Source organism: Sphingobacterium sp. InxBP1 (genome assembly GCF_026191775.1).
Classification (GTDB): Bacteria; Bacteroidota; Bacteroidia; order Sphingobacteriales; family Sphingobacteriaceae; genus Sphingobacterium; species Sphingobacterium thalpophilum.
The window spans coordinates 206,684-229,729 of record NZ_JAINDX010000040.1 but is presented as its reverse complement, the minus strand read 5'-3'; the positions used below and the strand labels follow the sequence as shown (position 1 = coordinate 229,729).

The window sequence follows — 23,046 nt, the reverse complement described above, 5'->3', positions numbered from 1 at the left end:
ACCGTATACTATTAAAGAATCATGAATCAAATGTTAAAAAAAATATACACAACAGCACTAATCTTATTTATCACCATCACAACCCTTTGGGCACAGAGCGACAGTACAAAAACACTAACTGTGGCCGGCAACTGCGCCATGTGCAAAAAAAGAATTGAAACTGCAGCCAAACTGCCCGGCGTAGCTAGCGCAGTCTGGAATGCCAGCAACAATCAGCTGCTCTTAACCTACGATGCAGAGAAAGTGCAGCTGGAAACGATCAAAAAAAACATCGCTGCAGTCGGACATGACGTCGACAACCTAGTGGCAAGCGAAGAGGCTTATGCCAAGCTGCATGAATGCTGTATGTACCCACGACTGATCGACGGAAAATCACCTGAAAAACAACCTGCTACAACCGAATCAGAACATGACCACCCCCATATCATTACAGGTGTCGTGGTGGAAGAGAATGAAAAAGGTGAGCTCAAACCAATTGTAGGTGCTAACGTGCATTGGGCAAATTTACCGACAAGGAATACCAGAAGTAATGAAAACGGTGTGTTTAAGCTAGAGCACAAAGACGGTTTTGACAAACTGGTGGTTAGCTATGTGGGCATGCGGTCCGATACCATCACCATTAAAGACCCCCATGAGATTGTCATGATCACCGCCAGAGGCAATGTCCTGATGGAAGTCGAAGTTAAAGGGACACGCCGGTCAAACTATATCGACAGGATGACACCCGCCAGACTGGAAGTACTCACCGGCAAAGAACTATTCAAAGCAGCCTGCTGTGATCTGAGCGAAAGTTTTGAAACCAATGCTTCCGTGGACGTAATCAGTGCTGATGCCGTCACCGGCAGTAAACAGATCCAGATGCTAGGCCTCAGTGGAATCTATACCCAGCTGACTGTCGAAAACCTGCCAGGCCCCCGCGGCTTAGCCTCACCACTGGGCCTAAATTCCATCGCTGGCACCTGGATAGAATCCATTCAGATCGCCAAGGGGGTAGGCTCCGTCGCCAATGGCTATGAAAGCATGGCCGGTCAGATCAATGTCGAACTAAAAAAACCACAAAACTCAGAAAGGCTGTTCTTTAATGCCTATGCCAATAATATGGGGCGCACTGACGTAAATCTGAACCTTTCCCAAAAAATTGGGCACCATTGGTCCACATCGGTCTTATTACATGACAACTTTATGTATAATAAATCCATGAACTTTAGCCACAATGGCTTCCGGGATGTGCCCATCGGAAATTTATTTTCCGGGGTAAACCGTTGGTTATACGAAAACGGAAAGGGTCTTATGGTACAATTCGGCATTAAATACCTCAATGACGACCGTACCGGCGGACAAATAGATTTTGACAAGAAAAAGGATAAAGGCACGACCAATCGCTATGGACTCGGCTTTGACATCGAGCGTGTTGAAGGCTTTGCCAAAATTGGTTATGTATTTCCGGGGAATAAACATCGTAGCGTTGGCTTGCAACTGGCGGGATCCAACTATAATCAGAAAAGCTACTTTGGTCTGAACAGCTACGATTCTGAACAACAAAACGGTTATGCTAACCTCCTCTTTCAGGACATCCTCGGTACCGTCGCCCACAAATATCGGGTCGGTGTGTCCGTCAATTACGACAACTATGACGAATGGTATCTCAAGGACCAGAATTTTAAACGCAAAGAGGTGGTCTCGGGAGCATTTGCAGAATATACCTTTAGTCCTTCCGAAAAATTTGATGCCGTACTGGGGTTACGCCAGGACTATAATTCATTATATGGCTGGTTTACCACACCGCGGGTGAACCTGCGCTATGCACCTATATCCGGAACAACCTTACGCGCTAGTTCAGGAAGGGGACAGCGAACAGCAAATATCTTTGCAGAAAACACCGCTGTACTGGCAAGTAGCCGAAAACTGGTCATTCAGTCCCCTGATATTCATCAGAAAGCATATGGCCTGCAGCCTGAAGTATCATGGAATACCGGCCTAGCCCTGGACCAGAGCATGCGAATCTTCGGAAGAGAAGCCTCTGCTTCTGTCGAGTTTTTTCACAACAGCTTCTCCAATCAGGTTGTTGTAGATTACGAAAACCCAAGGGAGATCAATTTTTATAATCTAAGTGGCAAATCATTTTCCAACAGCTTACAAGCAGAGTTCCGTTTGATGCCCGCCCCACATTTTGAAACGCGTCTCGCTTATCGTCTCCTGGATGTACAGACCGATTTCGAGAGCGGCAGAAAAACCAAACCACTGTTGGCCAAACATCGTGGCTTTGTCAACCTTGCGTACAATCACCACTCGGGCTGGAGCCTGGATTACACCTTGAATGTCGTTGGACCAAAACGTATACCTTCAACGCTAGACAACCCAGTAGAATACCAGATGCCAGCAACATCCAGAACCTATGCGACAATGAATGCGCAGATCAGTAAAACATTCGGCAAAGACAAGAACTTTACGGTCTATATTGGCGGTGAAAATCTATCCAACTATTTTCAGAAAACCCCAATCCTTGCTGCGGATCAGCCCTTTGGAAACTATTTTGACACCTCGATGCTGTGGGGCCCGCTAACAGGACGCATGTTTTATACAGGAATCCGTTATTTCATCAAATAGCGGGTGAATTGAGGCCTCATGCTTCCAATAATCGACAGCTGGCAAAATTAGTACATGTCCTCTCCGTTAAAGATACCATAGAGCGTGCATCGATTCCTATATGAAAAAGGGAATCGATAACACAAATTGTTTTCAAAAAAAGCGGCTATACAGCCGCTTTTTCTATGTTAAACCTTTTAATTCCTGGTAGAGCTTAGCTGTTGGCAAGCCCACCACATTGTTGTATTCCCCCTCTATTTTCGCGATTCCGATCAAGCCGATCCATTCCTGGATACCATAGGATCCCGCTTTGTCCAACGGTGAAAAATTTGATACGTAGTAGCTTATTTCTTCCGAATCCAGCGGATAGAAGTGAACTGTTGTCGTCTCCACAAAAGAATGGACACTACCTTTCCATTGGATCGCCACTGCCGTCATGACCAGATGCTTATCGGCGGACAGACTCCAAAGCGTCCGTTCGGCCTCGTCCCTGCTTTTGGGCTTACCCAGAATCTCCCCCGCAGCCGAAACAACAACCGTGTCTGCGCAGATCACCAGGCTGTCCGACCGGTCCGCAAAAGCCTTCAATTTTTGCAAGGCAATCTGACGGACAGCTTCTTGAGGCGTAAGCGCAGGATCCACATATTCATCTGTTTCTCTCACTTCGACCTCAAACGGAAAGCCCAAACCTGCTAATAACTGTTTTCGCCTTGGCGATTGGGAGCCTAGAATAACCGGAACATTTTTTAAATTCGCTAACATACCTATATACTCTTTATCATTTCATCCTCATACCAGTTGCCCTGTAGCTTCAAAACTTTCTCGATCAACTCGCGCACAACGCCTTTCCCGCCTTTCAATGCCGATACATAATGCGAAATTTTCTTAATGTCCTCGACAGCGTCGGCCGGAGAGACAGCAAGCCCCACAGAACGCATGCAACTGAAGTCCGGAATATCATCTCCGATATACATCAGCTGACTCAATTCTAACTGATATACATCTGCAAGCTCCCTCAACCTCGTCAGCTTGTCAGCTACCTTTAAATGAACTTCACGGACGCCAAGGCCCTTTAAACGATGTTCAACACCACGGGAAGCTCCGCCGGTAATAATAAAAATAGGGTAACCTTGCTTAATGGCCAGCTGCATCGCGTAACCATCTTTGATATTAAAGGTACGCAACTGCTCCCCGCTTTCGTTTACCTGCACTGTTCCATCCGTCAAAACACCGTCCACATCCAGTACAAACCCTTTTATCTGTTTAAATTCTGTCAATACCATCAAAATATATTTTTGTAAAAGTAAGGGATTTCGACCAATAATCCGACTGTCGGCTCTTACAGAGACGAAACGTTGACGGTCATATTTTTATTTAAATACGCCAAATATCATTTATATGTCACAACATAGTTGTATTAGCAACTTATTGTTAAAAATATTTGGAAGGAAAGGACTATTTACTGTATCTTTGTAGAAGATAATTAAAGGTTATCTCGCTATGAAAACACTAACAGAACGCTTTTAAGCACATTTATTTTAAAAGCATATATAAGATTAATAAAACAATCATTCTGGTTTTCAGGCAAAAAAATACAGCAACTAAAGTTAATTTTAGGAGCTCTTTAGGAAGTCTTTTCATAATTTAGGTTTATAATTGGTTAGTAACAAACCCTGGTGCCCATCATCAGGGTTTTGTTTTTTAAGTATTTCACGTTTGCACCTGACTATCTTGTATTTTTCTGTATTTTAGGAATAGTAAGTTTTTTCGTTATTTTACATACATCTTTTTCCCGGTGTGATAACGGCAACTACCCGCAGAAAAATGAACATTAAACGCATTCTTGCATGGATCAAAAAAACTATAAAAAGCAGATTACCATCGGAGTAGTGATTTCTTTTTCACTAATTTTTATTTCCGCGTTGTGCTTTTTTATCTCTCTGCATCATATATTGGATAATGAACGTACGATTGTCCGGATTGCCGAAGAGCGGTTTGCTCTTATTAACCGGATCAGAACAAACGTGGATAATGTCAATGACGCCAAACTTAACTATTGTATAAAAAAGAACACCGCGCTCTTTACTCCCTATCAGCAAGACCTTAGGCGTAATGATGAGCTGTTGAACGCATTTGACACCGACGATGGGTTTTATACATTCCCGGCGCAGCAGATAGCCTTACTCCGCAAGGAAATAAGGGCATTCTATGATTTTGAGCAAGATATGTACGAGATCGCGCACAATGAAGATCTTTCTAAGCGGATTAGTGTCCAAAAAACAGCCATTTTTAATCAGATTGATATACTCTCCAAAGATCTTCTCGCCCAAAGGGCTAATTTACTGGAGAAATCCGCCAACAGTCTTCAGCTTGCCCAGAACATTACTTACTTGTTTATTGCGATCGGATTAAGCGGATTTTTCTTTATTTTGGCCAAGATCTCTTCCATTTCCAAAGTACTAAGGGCGACCGTTAAAAGTCAGAAGGAATCCAATGATCAACTGCGCACACTGCAGGATCAGACCAATAGCGACAACTGGATCCTGAATGCCATCAACGATATCGACGAGCAGCTACGTGGCGATTATACAGACAAAAAAATTGCGACAATCAGCTTGGAAGCCATTATCCGTACGACCAAGGCGCTAGGTGGTACCGTCTATGTATTTGATGACAATTATCAGGAATACCAGCTATCGCACAAAGTCGGTATTTCATCTTCGCAGCTCAAACAGACCTTCAAGGAAAACGATGGCATCTTAGGTGATGTGGCCTGCAAAAACCTGGTCGTAAAAATCAAAGACATCGACCATAGCCATCTGCTTCTGGAAACTTCTTTGTCCAGCAGAATCGAGGCCGAAATCTATATCATCCCTTTTACTTATGAAGGTCATTGTGTCGCAGTGATGGAAATCTGCTGTCCGATCGTTGGCGAAAAAGAGGAACAGCTTCGGCTCAAATTCCTGGATAAGGTGAAAGACAATGTTGCGGTCACTCTAAAAGTAGCTCAGACTCATGGCAAGCTTGCCGAACTTTACGAAGAACTTCAGCAGCAGACAGAAGAGCTTGAAGCGCAGCAAGAAGAATTAAGGACAACCAATGAGGAGCTGATCCATAAAACCCATCTGCTGGAAGCCTCGGAGGAGGAATTGCGGGTACAACAGGAAGAGCTTATCCAGACAAACAATGAGCTGGATGAGAAGGCCAAACTGCTATTCTCTCAAAATGAAGATCTGGAAAAGGCACGGCTGGCTGTCGCCCAAAAGATCGAAGAAGTAGAACTATCCAGCAAATACAAATCGGAATTTATGGCCAATATGAGCCATGAACTGCGGACTCCCCTCAATAGTATCCTTATTCTGGCCAAACTGCTGCAGGACAATAAAAAGCAAAATTTACATGAGGATCAGATTAAATACGCATCTGTCATCCATAGCGCCGGTTCTGACTTGCTTCACCTCATTAATGAACTGCTGGATTTAGCCAAAATAGAATCCGGAAAAGTTGAAATACAGAACGAACCCATCAACACCGGTGATCTGATCAGCTATATCCGGGACTTTTTTCACGACACTGCCGAATCGAAACATATCCGGTTCGAATTACAGCTCGAGGAAAGTACACCGCAAGAATTCGTCAGTGACGAACAACGTATACAGCAAGTGCTCAAGAATCTCCTGTCAAATGCGTTCAAATTTACGGGCGAGAACGGTACCGTATCGCTCAAGATAGCAGCTGACAAAGAACATCTTTATTTTACGGTTAGCGACACCGGAATTGGTATAGCTCCGGACAAACAGGAACTGATCTTTGATGCCTTTAAACAAGAAGATGGCTCTACAAGCCGCAAATATGGTGGCACAGGGCTCGGCCTGTCGATATGCCGCGAAATAGCAAATCTTCTGAAGGGCAAAATTACACTCCACAGCAAAGTGGGCGAAGGAAGTACCTTTGTCTTTGCCCTTCCATTACTTTTGGATACCCAAAACGCTGTATCCACCACAGTGGACAAGCAATCGCCCATTACTCCTGTAATATCCCCAAAAATTGGGGAAGACAACGCCACTTACGCTGATGCTGCAAACAAAAACAACAGATTGCTGATCATTGAAGATGATTTCATCTTTGCGGACATCTTAAAAGATTATGCCATTCAGAACGGCTATGATGTCTACCTCAGCTACGATGGACAAGATGGGCTCAACAAAGCCCAGAACCTTCTGCCTGCAGCAATCATTCTGGATATCATGCTGCCTAAAATGGATGGCTGGGAAGTGTTGCGCAATCTGAAGAAGACTACGGCAACCAAGGATATTCCCGTTCACATGATGTCAGCGGGGACCTTCCTCCATGATGAACCTATATCCGCCGGTGCCATCAGTTTTATGTCTAAACCAGTATCGGAAGAGTCCCTGGCCGAGACCTTCCAGAAGATCAAAGCCTCCACTAGTCATCCCCTGAAAAAAATCCTCTTGGTGGAAGACCAGGAAATTCAAAGTGATTTTATAAAACAATCCCTTGAGGAGCAGCATATACAGATATTTCAGGCTTATGACGCCCAGCAGGCGCTGGATCTTCTGTCTCAGGAAAAGATATTTGACTGCATCATTATGGATCTTAATTTGCCTGACAGGCCAGGGATCGAACTGCTCAACGAAATCAAGTCCAATAGCCAGTACAAGGAGCTGCCGATCATTATTAATACAGCGATGGAGCTAAGTCCCGAACAGACTTCAGAAATTGTGCAGCATAGCCAGGCTATGGTGTTAAAATCAGCTAAGTCCAACAACCGCTTAATAGACGAAGTGAATTTATTTTTAAATAACATCCGGAGCAACAAAAAAGCATACAGTCCATCTACCCCCGGCTCATCGGTGCTGGCCGAAAATAATCTGGCGAACAAGACAGTGTTGCTGGCAGATGACGATATGCGTAATATCTTTGCGTTGAGCACCGTATTTGAAGGATATGAAATCAATGTTGAGATCGCAAATAATGGACAGGAAGCACTCGATATCCTGGAGCGAAACGAACACATAGACCTCGTCTTAATGGATATTATGATGCCGGTTATGGACGGTTATGAAGCAATTGAAAACATACGGGCCAACAAGCGCTTCGCAAACCTGCCGATCATAGCGGTAACCGCCAAAGCTATGAAAGGCGACCGGGAAAAGACCATAGCTGTCGGCGCTAACGACTACATCAGCAAACCCGTCGATGTAGATAAACTGATTTCTTTAATGCGTGTATGGTTGAGTTAAGCAGTAAAATGGCAATAATGTTAACATTCGAAGAGCTGGAGGAAATAATTGATGTGCTCAAAAACCTTCATGGTTTTGATGTGTCAGGCTATACACGGTCCTCGCTCAAAAGACGAGTAGCCAGAATAATGGAACTCAATAAGCTGAATCTGCTGGAATTAAAATCCAACTTGATCAATAAACCGGGATATAGCACCTACTTCTTACAGGAAATTACCGTCAATGTCACGGAGATGTTCAGGGATCCCGAGTTCTATAAAGCCTTAAAAGCAGAGGTGTTTCCCTACCTGGCTACATACCCGCATATTAAACTCTGGAGTGCCGGATGCTCAACAGGCGAAGAAGTCTATTCCCTGGCCATTCTATTGAAGGAAGCGGGCTTGTACGAACGCGCATTTATTTACGGAACGGATATCAATTCGAAAGTGCTGGATAAAGCCAAAAGGGGTATCTACTCCCTGGCAAAAGTAAAAGAGTACTCAGAAAATTTTATTAAAACAGAACCAAAAAGCTCCCTCTCGGATTATTATACCGCCATGTACAATGCAGCGACTATTCATAACAGTCTAAAAAAAAATATACTTTTTTCACAGCATAGCCTCGTATCAGACGGTGTATTCAATGAGTTTCAGGTCGTCAGCTGCCGGAACGTACTGATTTATTTCGATACTGAACTTCAATCAAAAGTCCTGGATCTGTTTTACCATTCTCTCTGTCATCTCGGTTTTCTATGCCTTGGATCGAAAGAGTCATTAATCAACTACAAAAATGCGGCTAAATTTAAAGTTGTGAATAAAAAATACAACATTTACCAAAAAATCGGTTAGCCATGGAACGGAAAATTCTCTTATTGGCAGGATCTGCAGGCGGTTTTAGCGTTATCTTAAATATTCTAAAAGCTTTGGAACGACCTATACAGGTCCCTGTAGTCGTCATCGTACACCGCAATCCTAAATATGCTTCAAGCATTGAGGAGACGTTGTCGAAAGCCTTGGTACAACGCATAAAAACAGCGGATGACAAGGAGAGCATTGAAGATGGAACGATCTATTTTGCACCTGCTGGATACCACCTGCTCATTGAGCCTGATTATAGCTTTTCGTTGGACATCTCCGAACCGGTCCAATATTCCAGACCATCGATTGATGTGACATTTGAATCCGCTGCCGAAATATATAAAGAGAACTGCACCGCAATTTTGTTCTCAGGGGCCAATCAGGACGGCGCGGCAGGGCTATTAGTGATCAAACAATATGGCGGCACAACCTATGTGCAGGATCCGGATACAGCAGAAGTCCCCATGATGCCCGAGGCAGCTATACAGCTCCATGCGCACGATAAAATCCTGAGTATAGAAGCCATAAAAAACTACATTGAGCAATTCACCTAACTTGTATTTAGATTTTGATATAATGAAGAAGATTAAGATATTGATCGTCGATGATAAAATCGAAAATATCATCAGTCTCACAGCTTTGCTGGAAGATATCGAATATGTAAATATAATTAGCAGCACCGATCCCAACGAAGCCTTGAAAATATGCTGGAAAGAACAGATCGATCTGGCACTGGTTGATGTACAGATGCCCGAAATCAATGGTTTCGAATTCGTGTCCTTTCTTAAGAAAAACCCCAAGACGAACCACATTATCCCTATCATGGTCACCGCCATCTCTAAGGAGGACAAATACCTGATCCAGGGGCTCAACAGTGGTGCTGTAGACTATCTCTATAAACCGCTGAATCCCGAAGCGACCGTCGCAAAAGTCAAATCTTTTGTGCGGCAACTGCTCATACAACAGGAAATTAAAGCGAAAAATATAGAACTGGAAGAATCCAAACAAGCTATCCTGAAGGCAAAAGAAGAGGCTGAACTGGCCAGAAAATCAAAAGAGACCTTCCTGGCCAACATGAGCCATGAGATCCGCACGCCGATCAACGGTATCATGGGGATCACACAAATGTTGAAAAATTCACAGCTCACAGCCGAACAGGAAAACTGGATCAATAAGCTTGATTCAGCATCTCAGAACTTATTGAATATTATCAATGACATTCTGGACCTCTCCAAGGTCGATTCTGGCATGATGAAGCTCAATATGGAATCTACATCGGTGCACGATATTACCGATGACCTCAACAACCTGTTTATAGATAAGGCAATTTTTAAAGGTTTACATTTTTCCATTGACATAGATGAACGGATAAACAGCTATTTTTTGACAGATCCTCTTCGGCTGAAGCAAATTCTATCCAATTTTATATCCAACAGCTTTAAATTTACCTCTACAGGTTCCGTAGCGCTAAAAATCAGCCTGCTCGATGAAACCAAACAGCAGATCAGCCTGCAGTTTCAGGTCATTGATACTGGTATAGGGATCGCAGAAGAGGCTTTGGAAAAAATATTTATTGCCTTTGAACAAGGTGAAGATAGCATCACCAAAAAATTTGGTGGCACAGGACTCGGGCTGGCTATTGTCAAGCGCATCGCAGCCCTGTTGAACGGCAAAGTATTTGCATCCAGCACATACGGCAGTGGAAGCACATTTTCCTTTGAATGTACTTTTGATAAAATAGAAGATAAACCCCTAGAAAAAGAAACCCAAGTGCTTTATACGGAATTACCTAAATTTAATTCACCTGTCATTCTGATCGCGGAAGACAACGAATTGAATAGTTTTATGTTAGCCAACATCCTGAAGAGCTGGAACTGCGAAATCGTACTGGCAACGAATGGGCAGATTGCGCTCGAGGAAATCAACCAACGTGCCATAGACCTGGTCTTTATGGATGCCCATATGCCTCTGATGAGTGGCTTTGAGGCCATCAAAGAAATCCGTAAACACAGCAGTCCTTCGATCGCAAACATGCCTATTATCTCTATTTCTGCTTCGGTATTACAGGCCGAACAACAAGAAGCCTTAGATGCTGGTGCTAACGAAGTTGTAGGAAAACCTTTCGATCCCATCAAATTACACAAAACAATTGATACTTTATTGTCAAAATTGAAATGATAATTTCTAAATATCAATGAAATCACTATTTTTAAAGAATTATAAAACACAATGATGAATCCGTCATGAACCTCCGTCCGGGTAAAAGCTCGAATGACGGAGTTCGCGGCAGCTTCATTGCCATTAAAAACAAATTATTCTAATGAAAAAATTTTTTGTGATACCAGCGGTTGCAGTTGCTTTGTCGATTGCATCATGTGGCGGAAACGCAGAGAAATCTGACAAGTCAACAAGTACAGAAACAACAACTTCAACAGAAAACCAAGCAGCAGAGACTGTTCCCGGAATTGAAAATGTTGCTATTTCGAACAGCTTGTCTTTAGAAGGTAATGACCAAATGAAGTTCGATAAGGATCTATTCCGTGTGAAAGCTGGCGAACCAGTGGAGTTAACCTTCAAAAATGCGGGAACCATGCCAAAAGAATCCATGGGACATAATGTAGTTATTCTGAAGCCCGGTGTTGACCTACCCACTTTCGGAGCAGAGGCAGCTGCGGCAGCAGCGGACGAATATATCCCTAAATCAGCTTTATCTTCGATAGTTTCCCATACCAAATTGTTAGGTCCCGGCGAAACGGATAAAATCACATTCACCCTCGAAAAAGGGGTCTATCCTTTTATCTGTAGTTTCCCTGGTCACTACGGTGTGATGCAAGGAAAAATCGTCGCAGAATAAAATATAGAAAAGGATATTCAGGGTTTGAATATCCTTTTTTTATGCTTCAGCACTTCCCTCTGGGTACAAATCGTAAGTTTTGATTTCCTATCCCATTAATAATCATTAAATTTGTACTACAAAAAATTAAAACGTAATCAATGCAATACGACGTAATTGTAATCGGAAGTGGTCCAGGCGGATATGTAGGAGCTATCCGTTGTGCCCAATTAGGATTAAAAACAGCTGTTATTGAAAAATATAGCACATTTGGTGGTACTTGTCTCAACGTTGGATGTATTCCTTCAAAAGCGCTTTTAGACTCCTCAGAGCATTACCACAATGCTGCCCACAATTTTGATGCCTTCGGCATCAGCTTAAAAGACCTAAAAGTAGACATGGCAAAAATGATCGCCCGCAAAGACGATGTTATTGCCCAGAACACGGCTGGTATCACTTTCTTATTTAAGAAAAACAAAATTGACAGTTTCCAGGGTGTAGGTTCATTTGTAGACAAAAACACCATTAAGATAACAAAAGCTGACGGTACAACCGAGCAGATCACCGGTAAAAATGTAATTATCGCAACCGGCTCGAAACCAACGTCATTGCCGTTTCTGCCTGTGGACAAAAAGAGAATCATTACCTCCACAGAAGCACTTAATTTAAAAGAAGTACCCAAACACCTTATCGTCATCGGTGGCGGTGTGATCGGACTGGAACTAGGTTCCGTATATGCACGTCTGGGCTCAAAAGTTTCTGTCGTAGAATTTGCAAAATCCATCATTGGTACTATGGATGGAGGCTTAGGCAAAGAATTACAACGTGTCCTCAAAAAGTCATTAGGCATGGAATTCTATCTAGGACATAAGGTCACCGGTGCTTCGGCCAAAGGTAAAACTGTAAAAGTGACTGCGGAAGATCCAAAAGGACAAGAAATCACGCTCGAGGGAGACTACTGTATCGTAGCTGTAGGACGTACAGCTTACTCGGAAGGCCTGGGCTTGGAAAATATCGGTATCACGTTAGAAGAGAGAGGCAAGAAAATTCCGGTCAACGAGCACTTGGAAACACCTGTGCAAGGCGTCTTTGCAATTGGTGATGTGATCACAGGTGCAATGCTCGCGCACAAAGCAGAAGACGAAGGCGTATATGTTGCAGAATATATCGCCGGCCAGAAACCACATATAGACTACAACTTAATTCCGGGTGTGGTATATACATGGCCTGAAGTTGCTTCTGTAGGCAAGACTGAAGAACAACTGAAAGAAGCAGGCGTAAAATATAAAGCCGGTTCTTTCTCTTTCAAAGCGTCCGGCCGTGCAAAAGCTTCCGGCGATACGGATGGTTTTGTAAAGGTACTGGCCGATGCGGCTACAGACGAAGTCCTGGGCGTACATATGATCGGTCCGCGAGCTGCTGATATGATCGGCGAAGCCACTGTAGCCATGGAATACCGGGCTTCAGCGGAAGATATCGCACGTATTTGTCACGCACACCCAACCTATACCGAAGCGCTGAAAGAAGCCGCATTAGCAGCTACAGCGAACAGAGCAATACATGCATAATTGTTAAATCAAACATCAAAAGGGGAAAAGGAAACTTTTCCCCTTTGTTATAAATACCTATATACCGAAATGAATTTTTATACGCGAAAATGGGTTAAACCTGAAGACCTTAACCCCAATGGCACCTTGTTCGGAGGAACACTATTACGTTGGATAGACGAAGAGGCAGTCATCTATGCGATTGTGCAGCTGGGCAATCCAAAAGTAGTCACCAAGTTTATCTCCGAAATCAACTTTGTGAGTTCGGCAAAACAAGGGGATATTCTGGAATTAGGCATCGAAGCCACCAACTTCGGCACCACGTCATTGACCATGCGCTGTGAGGTGAGAAATAAAATCTCCAGAAAAACAATTCTCTCTATTGAAAAGTTGGTGTTCGTCAATCTGGACGAAGACGGGAACCCGACACCTCATGGGAAGGACAGTATTACCTACGCTTATATGGGCATCGAGAAAACAGGAAGAGATGAATAAGCCATCTCTCCTGTCTTTAAGATACTCATAATCTCTTTATAAACCATTAAGACTTCTGTCTCTTTCCCTCAATCTCCTTCTTAAGATCCAATTCAACCCAAAAGCCGAGGACAGGAACCAACGATGCCAAAAAATACTTGACGGCTTTCAGCACCGGCCATTTGTACTCGATAGTGGACATGATAAGCATCACGACGAATATCACGACAAAAAAACCATGAATGGATCCTGCAATCTTAACCGCTTCGGGAATCCCAGCGAAATACTTCAAGGGCATGGCTATAAAAAACAAGCAAATCGTGGAAATAGCCTCCCACAGCGCAATTTGTCTAAATATTCTTAACATAATGATAAACTGTGAATTGTGAATGTCAAAAATAAGACTCTCAGACGGATGTCTTATTTATTTTTTCCCCTTTTACCAACGCGTGACATTGCCTTCCCTACAACGACAGCGTTTTATTAAAAACCGCCAATTTTACAATAAATAGTTCATTTTCATCAGAAAAATTATGTACTTTTGAATGAATATAAGGTTCACATACTTGGTATTTGAAGCTATAACACTCAACTACAGAATATTTATTTATATGAATTACGACATCATTGTAATCGGTAGTGGTCCAGGCGGGTATGTTGCTGCCATTAGAGCCGCTCAGTTAGGGTTCAAGACAGCAATTATCGAACGCGAATCATTAGGCGGAATCTGTCTAAACTGGGGCTGTATCCCTACAAAAGCATTATTAAAAAGTGCTCAAGTATTTGAATATTTAAACCATGCCGCAGATTATGGCATCAATGTTCAAGGTGGTGAAGCTGATTTTGAAGCTATTGTCAAAAGAAGCCGCGGCGTTGCTGAAGGAATGAGTAAAGGAATCCAGTTCTTGATGAAAAAGAATAAAATCGATGTCATCACCGGAACTGCTAAAATTAAAAAAGGCGGTAAAATCGAAGTCAAAGGTGCAGACGGTTCTACTAAAGAATATGCGGCTAAGCATACCATTCTAGCGACGGGAGCCCGTTCACGTGAGTTACCGAACCTACCACAAGATGGCAAAAAAATCATCGGCTACCGTCAGGCAATGACACTTCCTAAACAGCCTAAATCTTTGGTTGTTGTTGGTTCAGGAGCAATCGGTGTCGAATTTGCTTACTTCTACAATGCCATCGGAACACAGGTTACTATCGTTGAATTTATGGATAGAATTGTTCCTGTTGAAGACGAAGAAATTTCAAAACAGTTAGAAAAAAGTTTAAAGAAACAGGGTATCAACATCCTAACCAAATCAGAGGTGCAATCCGTTGACACTGCTGGCGAGCTGAGCAAAGTTTCCATCAAAACCGAAAAAGGTACTGAAGTGATCGAAGCCGAGGTCGTCTTGTCTGCGGTGGGTATCACCCCTAATATTGAAAATCTGGGACTGGAAGAGGTTGGTGTCAAAACAGACCGCGGCCGTGTTGTTGTGGATGATTTTTACAAAACAAACATCGAAGGCGTATATGCCATCGGTGACATTGTCAAAGGACAGGCATTAGCTCACGTAGCCTCGGCAGAAGGTATTACTTGTGTTGAAAAAATTAAAGGTTTGCATGTAGAGCCTATCGATTACAACAACATTCCGGGATGTACTTATTGCTCCCCAGAAATTGCTTCTGTAGGATATACCGAAAAAGCTGCTAAAGAAGCTGGCTACGAGATCAAAGTTGGAAAATTTCCGTTCTCCGCCTCTGGAAAAGCTTCAGCAGCCGGAGCAAAAGACGGATTTGTCAAGGTTATCTTCGATGCCAAATATGGTGAATTTTTGGGTGCACACCTGATTGGCGCCAATGTGACCGAAATGATTGCAGAGGTTGTCGTAGCACGCAAACTGGAAACCACCGGCCACGAAATGATCAAATCAATACACCCGCATCCAACGATGAGTGAAGCAATAATGGAGGCATGTGCTGACGCTTATGGTGAAGTAATTCATTTGTAAGAGCACGCTATACAAACAAAAAAAGGCAAATCGACGATTTGCCTTTTTTTGTTTGTATACATATATCCGTTTACATCACCAAGCGGGATTTAAAGACGATCTGTTGATCGGCAGCGTCAGGACTTTCGATACGTTCAAACAAAATTTCAGCAGCTTTGCGGGCCTGCATTCCCGGAAATTGCTCAATACGCCCCATTGGCGGGTTTTCCATATATTGCCACAACGGATAATTTGCATAGCTGATAAAGAAAATGTCCTGATTTAAAACCAGGCCCCTATGACGTGCTACCTTCATGAGATCCAAGGTGACGAAATCATTAAAAGAAATAATTGCGGAAGGCCGCTCAGGCATTGCAAAGATACACTCCATGGCTTTCTCGTTTCCCTCTGTACTCAAATCTGTCTCAATAATATTCTTTTCGAGGATTTCCATGCCATTCCTTTTCATTGCCGACAGATAGGCGATTTTCCGGTCCTCACTCGCCGGTAAAGTTCTGGGGCCGTTCACCAGTGCAATAACCTTGTGTCCACGTGCCACAAATGCGTCCACGGCTTCGTTCATGCCTGTAGACAGATCGCTCTGCACTTTGTTGATATGCGGTAAACTGGGGACGCAATCGAAGAAAACAACCGGAACACCGGATGATTCCAGCTTCTCGATAAATTCCAGATTCGTCGTTTTCTTGCCGATAGACATCAAAATACCATCAACACGATGGTTTTTAAATGTTTTCAGGATCTGCTCCTCCCGGTCTGGATCATCCAGAGACTGCCCCATCAATACGGTATATTGATGTGCCGATGCTACATTTTCTATTTCACTGATGGCAAAAGAAAAAAATGGTTCCGATAAACTCGGCAAGATCACAGCGATGGTGAATGTCTTGCGCTGTTTAAAGAAAATTGCTGTCTGATTGGGCTCATAATTCAGTTCCTCAGCCATTTTTTTGACCCGCATTGTCGTCACCAATCCAATACTTGGATGATCATTCAATGCTCTAGATACCGTGGAAGGACTGATTTTCAGCTTCTTGGCAATTTCCTTAATCGTAGCGGGCTTATTCACTTTATTCATAATCCAAGGGCTTTCTATAAAAATAGGGCTTTTAAATCCCTAATCATAATTTTTTTCAATAATATGCGGGTGTATGTTCAACAACAACATCCAGCTGGTAGATGACACAAAGATAGTCACTGCAAAGCTAGTCCACAAATTGTATTGCAGCTGGTTCCACGGAAAATTCGTCTGCCAGATATTCCAGCGGATCTATTTGACGGAAGAGAAGTTCATCCTTAAAATAAACCTTGATCATATCAGCAAATTCACCCCAGTCCACAAATTTCACTTTATTCAATTGTTCCAAGGGATTTCCCTTCGTGAGAATACAGATCTGCTTACCCTCGTTTCTCAGTTGGGAAAATAAGGTGACGATGTGATCGAATAGATGAAGCCGCAACGGCAGCACGGCGTTCACATGCAGCCGCTCAAAATTCTCCTTGTATTTCTTATCAAACGCAAATGCCTCTTGTGTACGCTCAAACAGGAGCTGCTCACCTTGCGTCTCCAGATGATTTTTCATAAATTCAACCAGCTCACCTTGAGGTGGGAAGGTCTCTGTGAATTCGATAAAATTGGCAAAAAGATAATAAACCTGCAGCAGATAGTCTTTCTTAGGAAAAATAACATCGTCTAATTCAAAGACATATACTTTCTTTTCTTTCGGAAATATCATTTATTGATAGCGTACTATTATTAATTATATGCAAAATGTAGATGTCTGCCGCAGCGCGACAGCTGTACAATTTACGACTTGGACACACAGGCCAGCGCATAATCTTGTCCCGAATCTGAGGTCACAAACAGACCATCAAGCGTCTGTTCATAATGCCCGGCTGCAAATACGTCTTCTCCTTTATTGAGCAGCACGTATGGCAGTTCAGCCGGTGGATTTTCCATCAGCGGGATATCCGCCAGTTTATCTTTATCCGGGACGAGAAGCGAGATCTGGTATTCTTCAAACAGCATTTTCGCTTCAGCCAATGGCTCCAGTTCAAAACCACCCAATGGCAGCACATAGTCGACCTGCTTGTCCAGACTCAACTTAAGAAGCTCATGGGCAAACGTGGGCTGCAACCCTTTTGGAATACGGAAATACTTTCCCGATCTTAGGAGCAACTCCGGAATCTCCTCAGAACTCGCATACAAAATCTCAAAATCTTGAGCTAGTCTTTTGGCAACACGCATGGCCAAAGGCCTGGTGCCAAAGGTGATTAATATTTTTTTCATTAAGAGATGCTATTCTTTTTTTTTTTTTTCGTACATTACTCCACCACCAGCCCATCACGCATATGAATGGTGCGGTCAGATATACGTGCCAGTTCTTCATTATGTGTTACAATGATGAAGGTCTGCTGGAATTGATTACGCAGGTCAAAAAATAGCTGGTGCAGTGCGGCCGCGTTTTCTGAGTCCAGATTACCTGAAGGTTCGTCCGCCAAAATAATTGACGGATTGTTCATCAGTGCGCGGGCGACAGACACCCGTTGCTGCTCACCTCCCGACATCGCAGCAGGCTTATGGTCAATACGATGCGAAACCCCCAGGAGATCCAGCAGCTCTTTAGCTCTCGTTTCAGCCTCTGCCCGTCCCTGTCCATGGATAAATGCTGGAATGCATACATTTTCCAACGCAGTAAACTCTGGTAGCAGGTGATGAAACTGAAAGACAAAACCGATATGTTCGTTTCGAAAAGCGCTCAATTTCTTTGCCCGCAGTTTCTGAACATCCACGCCATGAATAGATATAGATCCCTGATCGGGCTTGTCCAGCGTACCGATAATATGCAGCAAGGTGCTTTTGCCAGCTCCCGAAGCCCCCACAATACTGACGATTTCACCTCTTTCAACAGCGATATCAACACCTTTGAGAATAGGTAATGAACCGTATGCTTTGTGAATTCCTTTGGCATGTAACATCATAGGGCAAAGATAAATAAATTTACGATATCAGGAGTTTCAATAAAAACTCCTGATGCACTTCTTCTTTATACCGGAATTGTCAAAAAATAGATAAAAGAACAATTTATTCCTTGTCTTATCCCCCAAAAAATTATATTTTTACGCCAAATATTTTGCAAATGAACATTCACGAATATCAAGGAAAACAAATACTAAAGAGCTTTGGTGTGCGCGTACAGGAAGGTATCGTAGCAGATACGCCAGAGCAGGCTGTGGAAGCGGCTAAAAAAATGAAAGAAGACTACAATTCTGACTGGGTTGTTGTCAAAGCTCAAATTCACGCTGGTGGCCGTGGTAAAGGTGGTGGTGTCAAGTTGGCTAAAAACTTGGATGAAGTCAAACAAAAAGCAACTGACATCATTGGAATGCAATTGGTAACGCCTCAAACTGGACCTGAGGGTAAAAAAGTAAACAAAGTTTTGATCGCTCAAGACGTTTACTACCCAGGTGAAAGTGAAACCAAAGAATTCTACATGTCTGTATTATTGGACCGTGCAAAAGGACGTAACATTGTTATGTACTCGACAGAAGGTGGTATGGACATCGAAGAAGTTGCAGAGAAAACACCGCACTTGATTTTCAAAGAAGAAATCGATCCTAAAGTAGGGTTACAGGGATTCCAAGCACGTAAGATTGCTTTCAATCTTGGACTTTCTGGTGCCGCACACAAAGAAATGGTAAAATTTGTTGCTGCACTTTACAAAGCATATGAAGCGACTGACTCTTCGATGTTTGAGATCAATCCGGTATTAAAAACTTCAGACGACAAGATTTTAGCAGTTGATGCGAAAGTAAATCTTGACGAGAACGCTTTGTACCGTCATCCTGATTACGCGGCTATGCGCGACGTCACTGAAGAAGATCCAACAGAAGTTGAAGCTGGAGAGTCAAACCTGAACTACGTGAAATTAGATGGTAACGTGGGTTGTATGGTGAATGGTGCGGGTCTAGCCATGGCTACGATGGACATCATCAAATTAGCTGGTGGCGAGCCTGCCAACTTCCTTGATGTTGGTGGTACAGCAAATGCAGAAACTGTAAAAGCTGGTTTCAACATCATTTTAAAAGACCCTAACGTGAAAGCCATCTTAATCAATATCTTCGGTGGTATCGTTCGTTGCGACCGTGTTGCGCAAGGTGTAATCGATGCTTACAACGAAATCGGCAATATCCCTGTGCCTATCATCGTTCGTCTTCAAGGTACAAATGCCGAAGAAGCCAAAAAATTAATCGATGAGTCTGGCCTTCAGGTTTATTCGGCGATCCTATTGAAAGAAGCAGCCGAATTGGTGACTAAAGTGTTGAAAGGTTAATTCTTTCCATCCTTATAAAACATAAACGCGGGCCAGACTGGCCCGCGTTTTTTTATGGCCAGTTCCGCTTGCTTCCATTAGAGCCTCAGAGCGGGGATCCTTGCACATGAATATCTCAAATTTATAGTCAATAAGCCAAGAAAATAGCTTATTTTTGTTGCTTACAAAAGCATCTTTTACAAGTCATTCTCCAAAACTAAAATGGAACACACAAGAATAAAAGAATTATTGAATGCCACAGAATTTGGCAAAGAGGTCGTTGTTAAAGGTTGGGTAAGAACTTTCCGTAACAATCAATTTATAGCAATCAATGACGGTTCGTCTATCAATAATATTCAAGCAGTAGTCGACTTTGAAAATACACCTGAGGATGTTTTGAAACGTATCACGACTGGAGCTGCGGTACGTGTCAAAGGTCAGCTGGTAGAATCACTGGGTAAAGGACAGAAAGTAGAAGTAAAAGCTTCTGAAGTCAGTATCATTGGCGATTCAGACCCTGAAAAATATCCCTTACAGCCGAAGAAACATAGCTTGGAATTCCTTCGCGAAATTGCACACCTGCGCTTCCGTACAGGGACATTCAACGCAGTATTCAAGGTCCGCAATGCTTTGGCCTTTGCAGTACACAGATTTTTTCAGGAAAATGATTTTGTATATATGCATACCCCTATTATCACGGGTTCGGATGCAGAAGGCGCCGGTGAAATGTTTCAGGTGACTACCTTGGATCTCAATAATCCGCCACGAACTGCGGATGGAGCTATCGATTTCAAAGAGGACTTCTTTGGCAAATCCACTAATCTAACGGTATCCGGCCAATTGGAAGGTGAACTGGGCGCTCTGGCCTTTGGCAATATTTATACGTTCGGCCCCACATTCCGCGCGGAAAACTCGAACACCACCAGACACCTGGCGGAATTTTGGATGATCGAACCTGAAATGGCCTTCTACGAATTAGAAGACAACATGGACCTTGCCGAAGCATTGTTAAAATACGTCATCAAATATGCACTCGAAACATGTCCGGAGGAAATTGAGTTCTTAAAAAATCGCTTATTGGAAGAGGAAAAATCAAAACCGGCTGCAGAACGTTCGGAATTGAACTTGGTCGAAAAGCTCAACTTCGTGCTGGAAAACGATTTCGAACGTGTAACCTATACAGAGGCCATTGATATATTAAAGCGTAGCAAACCGAACCAGAAGAAGCAGTTTAAGTATTTAATTGATGACTGGGGGGCTGACCTTCAATCGGAACACGAACGTTATCTCGTTGAAAAGCATTTCAAGAAGCCGGTAATCCTTACGGATTATCCGCGGGAGATCAAGTCATTTTATATGAAACAAAACGAGCCCGATGCGCAAGGGCGTAAAACCGTCCGTGCAATGGACATCCTATTCCCCGGAATCGGCGAAATGGTTGGCGGCTCACAACGCGAAGAAAACCTGGACCGTTTGTTGGAACGCATGGCCGAGGTAGGTATCCCAGCCGAAGAAATGGAATGGTTTCTGGATACCCGCCGGTTTGGTTCCGTGCCGCATTCAGGATTTGGTGTAGGCTTCGAACGGCTCGTCCTATTTACAACAGGAATGACAAATATCCGCGATGTTATACCTTTTCCGCGCACACCGAAAAACGCAGAATTTTAACAAAAGAACAACAGCCAAAACAAAATATTTTGGCTGTTGTTCTTTTATCAGATATAGACTCCCCCGCCACTCTGGCTGGAGGAGGTATGGTTAAAACGCTATACAATTATCCAACATGCTGATCAAAATATATAACGATAACCCTAATCCAAAAGCCATTGCACAGGCGGTCGAAATTCTCCGGCGCGGTGGCGTGATCATTTATCCCACCGATACGGTCTACGGAATTGGCTGCGACATCACTCAACAGAAAGCCATCGAACGCGTTTGTGAGATTAGAGGCCTAAAACCGGAGAAAGCCAATCTGTCCTTTATCTGCTATGACCTGACGGATATTTCGCAGTACACAAAATCTTTCGACACGACGGTATTTCGGGTATTGAAAAAAGCACTTCCAGGACCTTTTACCTTTATCTTTAATGCAACGACCAAGGTTCCGAAACTGCTAAGTTCAAAAAAGAAAACTGTTGGTATCCGGGTGCCGGACAATAATATCGTCCGTGAGATTGTGAAACAGCTGGGCAACCCGATTGTTACAGCCTCCATCCATGACGAGGATGAAATCATAGAATATTCAACAGATCCGGAATTGATCCATGAGAAATACCAAGATCTCGTGGATGCAGTCATCGATGGCGGTTATGGAGATAACGTAGCCTCTACCGTTGTGGATGTCACCGACGGTGACTTCGAGATTATCCGTGAAGGAAAAGGTGACTTAGAACAGTATCTCTAATAGGGCTTAATACCTTCTTCCAACATTGGCCAAATTTCTATCTATCCAAGCTGACTTATTCACAACAACAAGCACTTATCCACATCCATAATGTGGATAAGTGTAACTGCATCTCATATTTATTCACACGCAAATGTGAATAACGTTAAAATCAGAAGGCGCTGTAGAGGAAAAATGTGCAAAACTCTTTAGTTATTCACACAAAAATGTGAATAACACAAATCGTTCAATGTACACTCTCCCGAATAAATGTGCATAATTCGACTATATTAACACTGCACTGTTGAAAACCCGTTCTCATTTTCAACACGTCGTTTAATAGCCAAATTGAAAAGTTCAAATCCATGAGCTGTTTCTAGCAATAGCTTTGTACAAAAAGGAATTAATATGCCGGAAAACAATTCGCCTTGAGTTAACCTAACTTGATCTGTCCCGACCTTTTCCAATAGAAAATAATGTTCCCCATCAAAAATCCCCGGCACAAGCAGATTGCCTTTCCAACGCAGTTCAACTCCGGTATCCATCCGTAGAATACGTGGATTCATCGTTATTTTAAAACCGTTGGGTTGCTCCAACATCACCTTACAACGCTGCCCCACCACCGGTTTTTGCGCAAAGTATTTTACCGTTGGACTCCATGTTGGATAGGACTCAAAATCCACCAATACTTGCCAAACTTGTTCTACAGTTCCTTTGAGTAGAATGCTTTTCTCTATACTCTTCATGATCTTAATTTTTATAAACACCATTCCGCCGATCTATTACTAAAGACCGATGGACAAAGCTAAGACA

Annotated in this window: 20 protein-coding genes; 12 read left to right on the top strand and 8 right to left on the bottom strand. The window is 43.0% G+C overall.

Going from position 1 to position 23,046, the window contains the following annotated elements; translation table 11 throughout:
* Positions 1-30: 30 nt before the first annotated feature.
* Positions 31-2,607, top strand: coding sequence for a TonB-dependent receptor domain-containing protein (locus K7A41_RS05305; RefSeq protein ID WP_028072572.1), 2,577 nt, complete (start codon positions 31-33; stop codon positions 2,605-2,607).
* Between the two features lie 162 nt (positions 2,608-2,769).
* On the opposite strand, the gene K7A41_RS05300 is transcribed toward K7A41_RS05305, so the two are convergent.
* Together K7A41_RS05300 and K7A41_RS05295 are read right to left on the bottom strand one after the other, a co-directional pair.
* On the bottom strand, positions 2,770-3,348 hold the full coding sequence (locus K7A41_RS05300) for a Maf family protein (protein ID WP_265712865.1): 579 nt from the start codon (positions 3,346-3,348) through the stop codon (positions 2,770-2,772).
* 2 nt (positions 3,349-3,350) lie between these two features.
* Complete coding sequence (locus tag K7A41_RS05295) at positions 3,351-3,869, bottom strand: KdsC family phosphatase (RefSeq protein WP_037534706.1); 519 nt, start codon at positions 3,867-3,869, stop codon at positions 3,351-3,353.
* A gap of 564 nt (positions 3,870-4,433) precedes the next feature.
* On the opposite strand from K7A41_RS05295, the gene K7A41_RS05290 reads away from it, so the two are divergent.
* From K7A41_RS05290 to K7A41_RS05260, 7 genes are all read left to right on the top strand, one after another.
* Positions 4,434-7,850 carry a hybrid sensor histidine kinase/response regulator gene (locus K7A41_RS05290; protein WP_265712864.1) on the top strand — a complete coding sequence of 1,139 codons (3,417 nt, stop codon included), beginning with the start codon at positions 4,434-4,436 and terminating at the stop codon, positions 7,848-7,850.
* A 17-nt stretch (positions 7,851-7,867) separates the two neighbouring features.
* Positions 7,868-8,677, top strand: a complete 810-nt coding sequence (locus K7A41_RS05285) for a CheR family methyltransferase (protein ID WP_028072568.1) — start codon at positions 7,868-7,870, stop codon at positions 8,675-8,677.
* A 2-nt stretch (positions 8,678-8,679) separates the two neighbouring features.
* Positions 8,680-9,240, top strand: a complete 561-nt coding sequence (locus K7A41_RS05280) for a chemotaxis protein CheB (RefSeq protein ID WP_028072567.1) — start codon at positions 8,680-8,682, stop codon at positions 9,238-9,240.
* A 22-nt stretch (positions 9,241-9,262) separates the two neighbouring features.
* Positions 9,263-10,864, top strand: a complete 1,602-nt coding sequence (locus tag K7A41_RS05275) for a response regulator (RefSeq protein WP_028072566.1) — start codon at positions 9,263-9,265, stop codon at positions 10,862-10,864.
* A 142-nt stretch (positions 10,865-11,006) separates the two neighbouring features.
* Entirely contained in the window at positions 11,007-11,540 is a 534-nt protein-coding gene (locus K7A41_RS05270) for a plastocyanin/azurin family copper-binding protein (RefSeq protein WP_028072565.1), read from the top strand.
* Between the two features lie 140 nt (positions 11,541-11,680).
* The gene (gene lpdA / locus K7A41_RS05265; RefSeq protein WP_028072564.1) at positions 11,681-13,087 is read left to right on the top strand and encodes a dihydrolipoyl dehydrogenase; all 1,407 of its coding nucleotides are present in this window, start codon (positions 11,681-11,683) and stop codon (positions 13,085-13,087) included.
* A 69-nt stretch (positions 13,088-13,156) separates the two neighbouring features.
* Positions 13,157-13,561: an acyl-CoA thioesterase gene (locus tag K7A41_RS05260; RefSeq protein WP_028072563.1), complete on the top strand. Its 405-nt coding sequence runs from the start codon at positions 13,157-13,159 to the stop codon at positions 13,559-13,561.
* A gap of 46 nt (positions 13,562-13,607) precedes the next feature.
* On the opposite strand, the gene K7A41_RS05255 is transcribed toward K7A41_RS05260, so the two are convergent.
* Positions 13,608-13,907 carry a DUF3817 domain-containing protein gene (locus K7A41_RS05255; RefSeq protein WP_028072562.1) on the bottom strand — a complete coding sequence of 100 codons (300 nt, stop codon included), beginning with the start codon at positions 13,905-13,907 and terminating at the stop codon, positions 13,608-13,610.
* Positions 13,908-14,151: 244 nt separating this feature from the next.
* Here K7A41_RS05255 and lpdA (K7A41_RS05250) point away from each other — a divergent pair, with 244 nt between their 5' ends.
* Positions 14,152-15,540: a dihydrolipoyl dehydrogenase gene (lpdA, locus tag K7A41_RS05250; protein WP_322784013.1), complete on the top strand. Its 1,389-nt coding sequence runs from the start codon at positions 14,152-14,154 to the stop codon at positions 15,538-15,540.
* A 70-nt stretch (positions 15,541-15,610) separates the two neighbouring features.
* Here lpdA (K7A41_RS05250) and K7A41_RS05245 read toward each other — a convergent pair whose 3' ends face one another.
* The 4 genes from K7A41_RS05245 to K7A41_RS05230 form a co-directional block, all read right to left on the bottom strand.
* Positions 15,611-16,615: a LacI family DNA-binding transcriptional regulator gene (locus K7A41_RS05245; protein ID WP_265712862.1), complete on the bottom strand. Its 1,005-nt coding sequence runs from the start codon at positions 16,613-16,615 to the stop codon at positions 15,611-15,613.
* 127 nt (positions 16,616-16,742) lie between these two features.
* Positions 16,743-17,273: an HAD hydrolase-like protein gene (locus tag K7A41_RS05240; protein WP_051607387.1), complete on the bottom strand. Its 531-nt coding sequence runs from the start codon at positions 17,271-17,273 to the stop codon at positions 16,743-16,745.
* Between the two features lie 71 nt (positions 17,274-17,344).
* Positions 17,345-17,827, bottom strand: a complete 483-nt coding sequence (locus K7A41_RS05235; RefSeq protein WP_028072559.1) for a hypothetical protein — start codon at positions 17,825-17,827, stop codon at positions 17,345-17,347.
* A gap of 35 nt (positions 17,828-17,862) precedes the next feature.
* Positions 17,863-18,516 (bottom strand): ABC transporter ATP-binding protein, encoded by a 654-nt coding sequence (locus tag K7A41_RS05230; RefSeq protein WP_028072558.1) that lies wholly within the window; start codon positions 18,514-18,516, stop codon positions 17,863-17,865.
* A gap of 161 nt (positions 18,517-18,677) precedes the next feature.
* On the opposite strand from K7A41_RS05230, the gene sucC reads away from it, so the two are divergent.
* The 3 genes from sucC to K7A41_RS05215 all read left to right on the top strand — a co-directional run bounded on the left by sucC (position 18,678) and on the right by K7A41_RS05215 (position 22,254).
* Entirely contained in the window at positions 18,678-19,871 is a 1,194-nt protein-coding gene (gene sucC, locus K7A41_RS05225; protein ID WP_028072557.1) for an ADP-forming succinate--CoA ligase subunit beta, read from the top strand.
* Between the two features lie 201 nt (positions 19,872-20,072).
* On the top strand, positions 20,073-21,518 hold the full coding sequence (asnS, locus tag K7A41_RS05220) for an asparagine--tRNA ligase (protein ID WP_028072556.1): 1,446 nt from the start codon (positions 20,073-20,075) through the stop codon (positions 21,516-21,518).
* A 115-nt stretch (positions 21,519-21,633) separates the two neighbouring features.
* The gene (locus K7A41_RS05215) at positions 21,634-22,254 is read left to right on the top strand and encodes an L-threonylcarbamoyladenylate synthase (RefSeq protein ID WP_028072555.1); all 621 of its coding nucleotides are present in this window, start codon (positions 21,634-21,636) and stop codon (positions 22,252-22,254) included.
* 269 nt (positions 22,255-22,523) lie between these two features.
* Here the strand turns inward: K7A41_RS05215 and K7A41_RS05210 are convergent, their stop codons facing one another.
* The gene (locus tag K7A41_RS05210) at positions 22,524-22,979 is read right to left on the bottom strand and encodes an SRPBCC domain-containing protein (protein ID WP_265712861.1); all 456 of its coding nucleotides are present in this window, start codon (positions 22,977-22,979) and stop codon (positions 22,524-22,526) included.
* Positions 22,980-23,046: the final 67 nt, after the last annotated feature.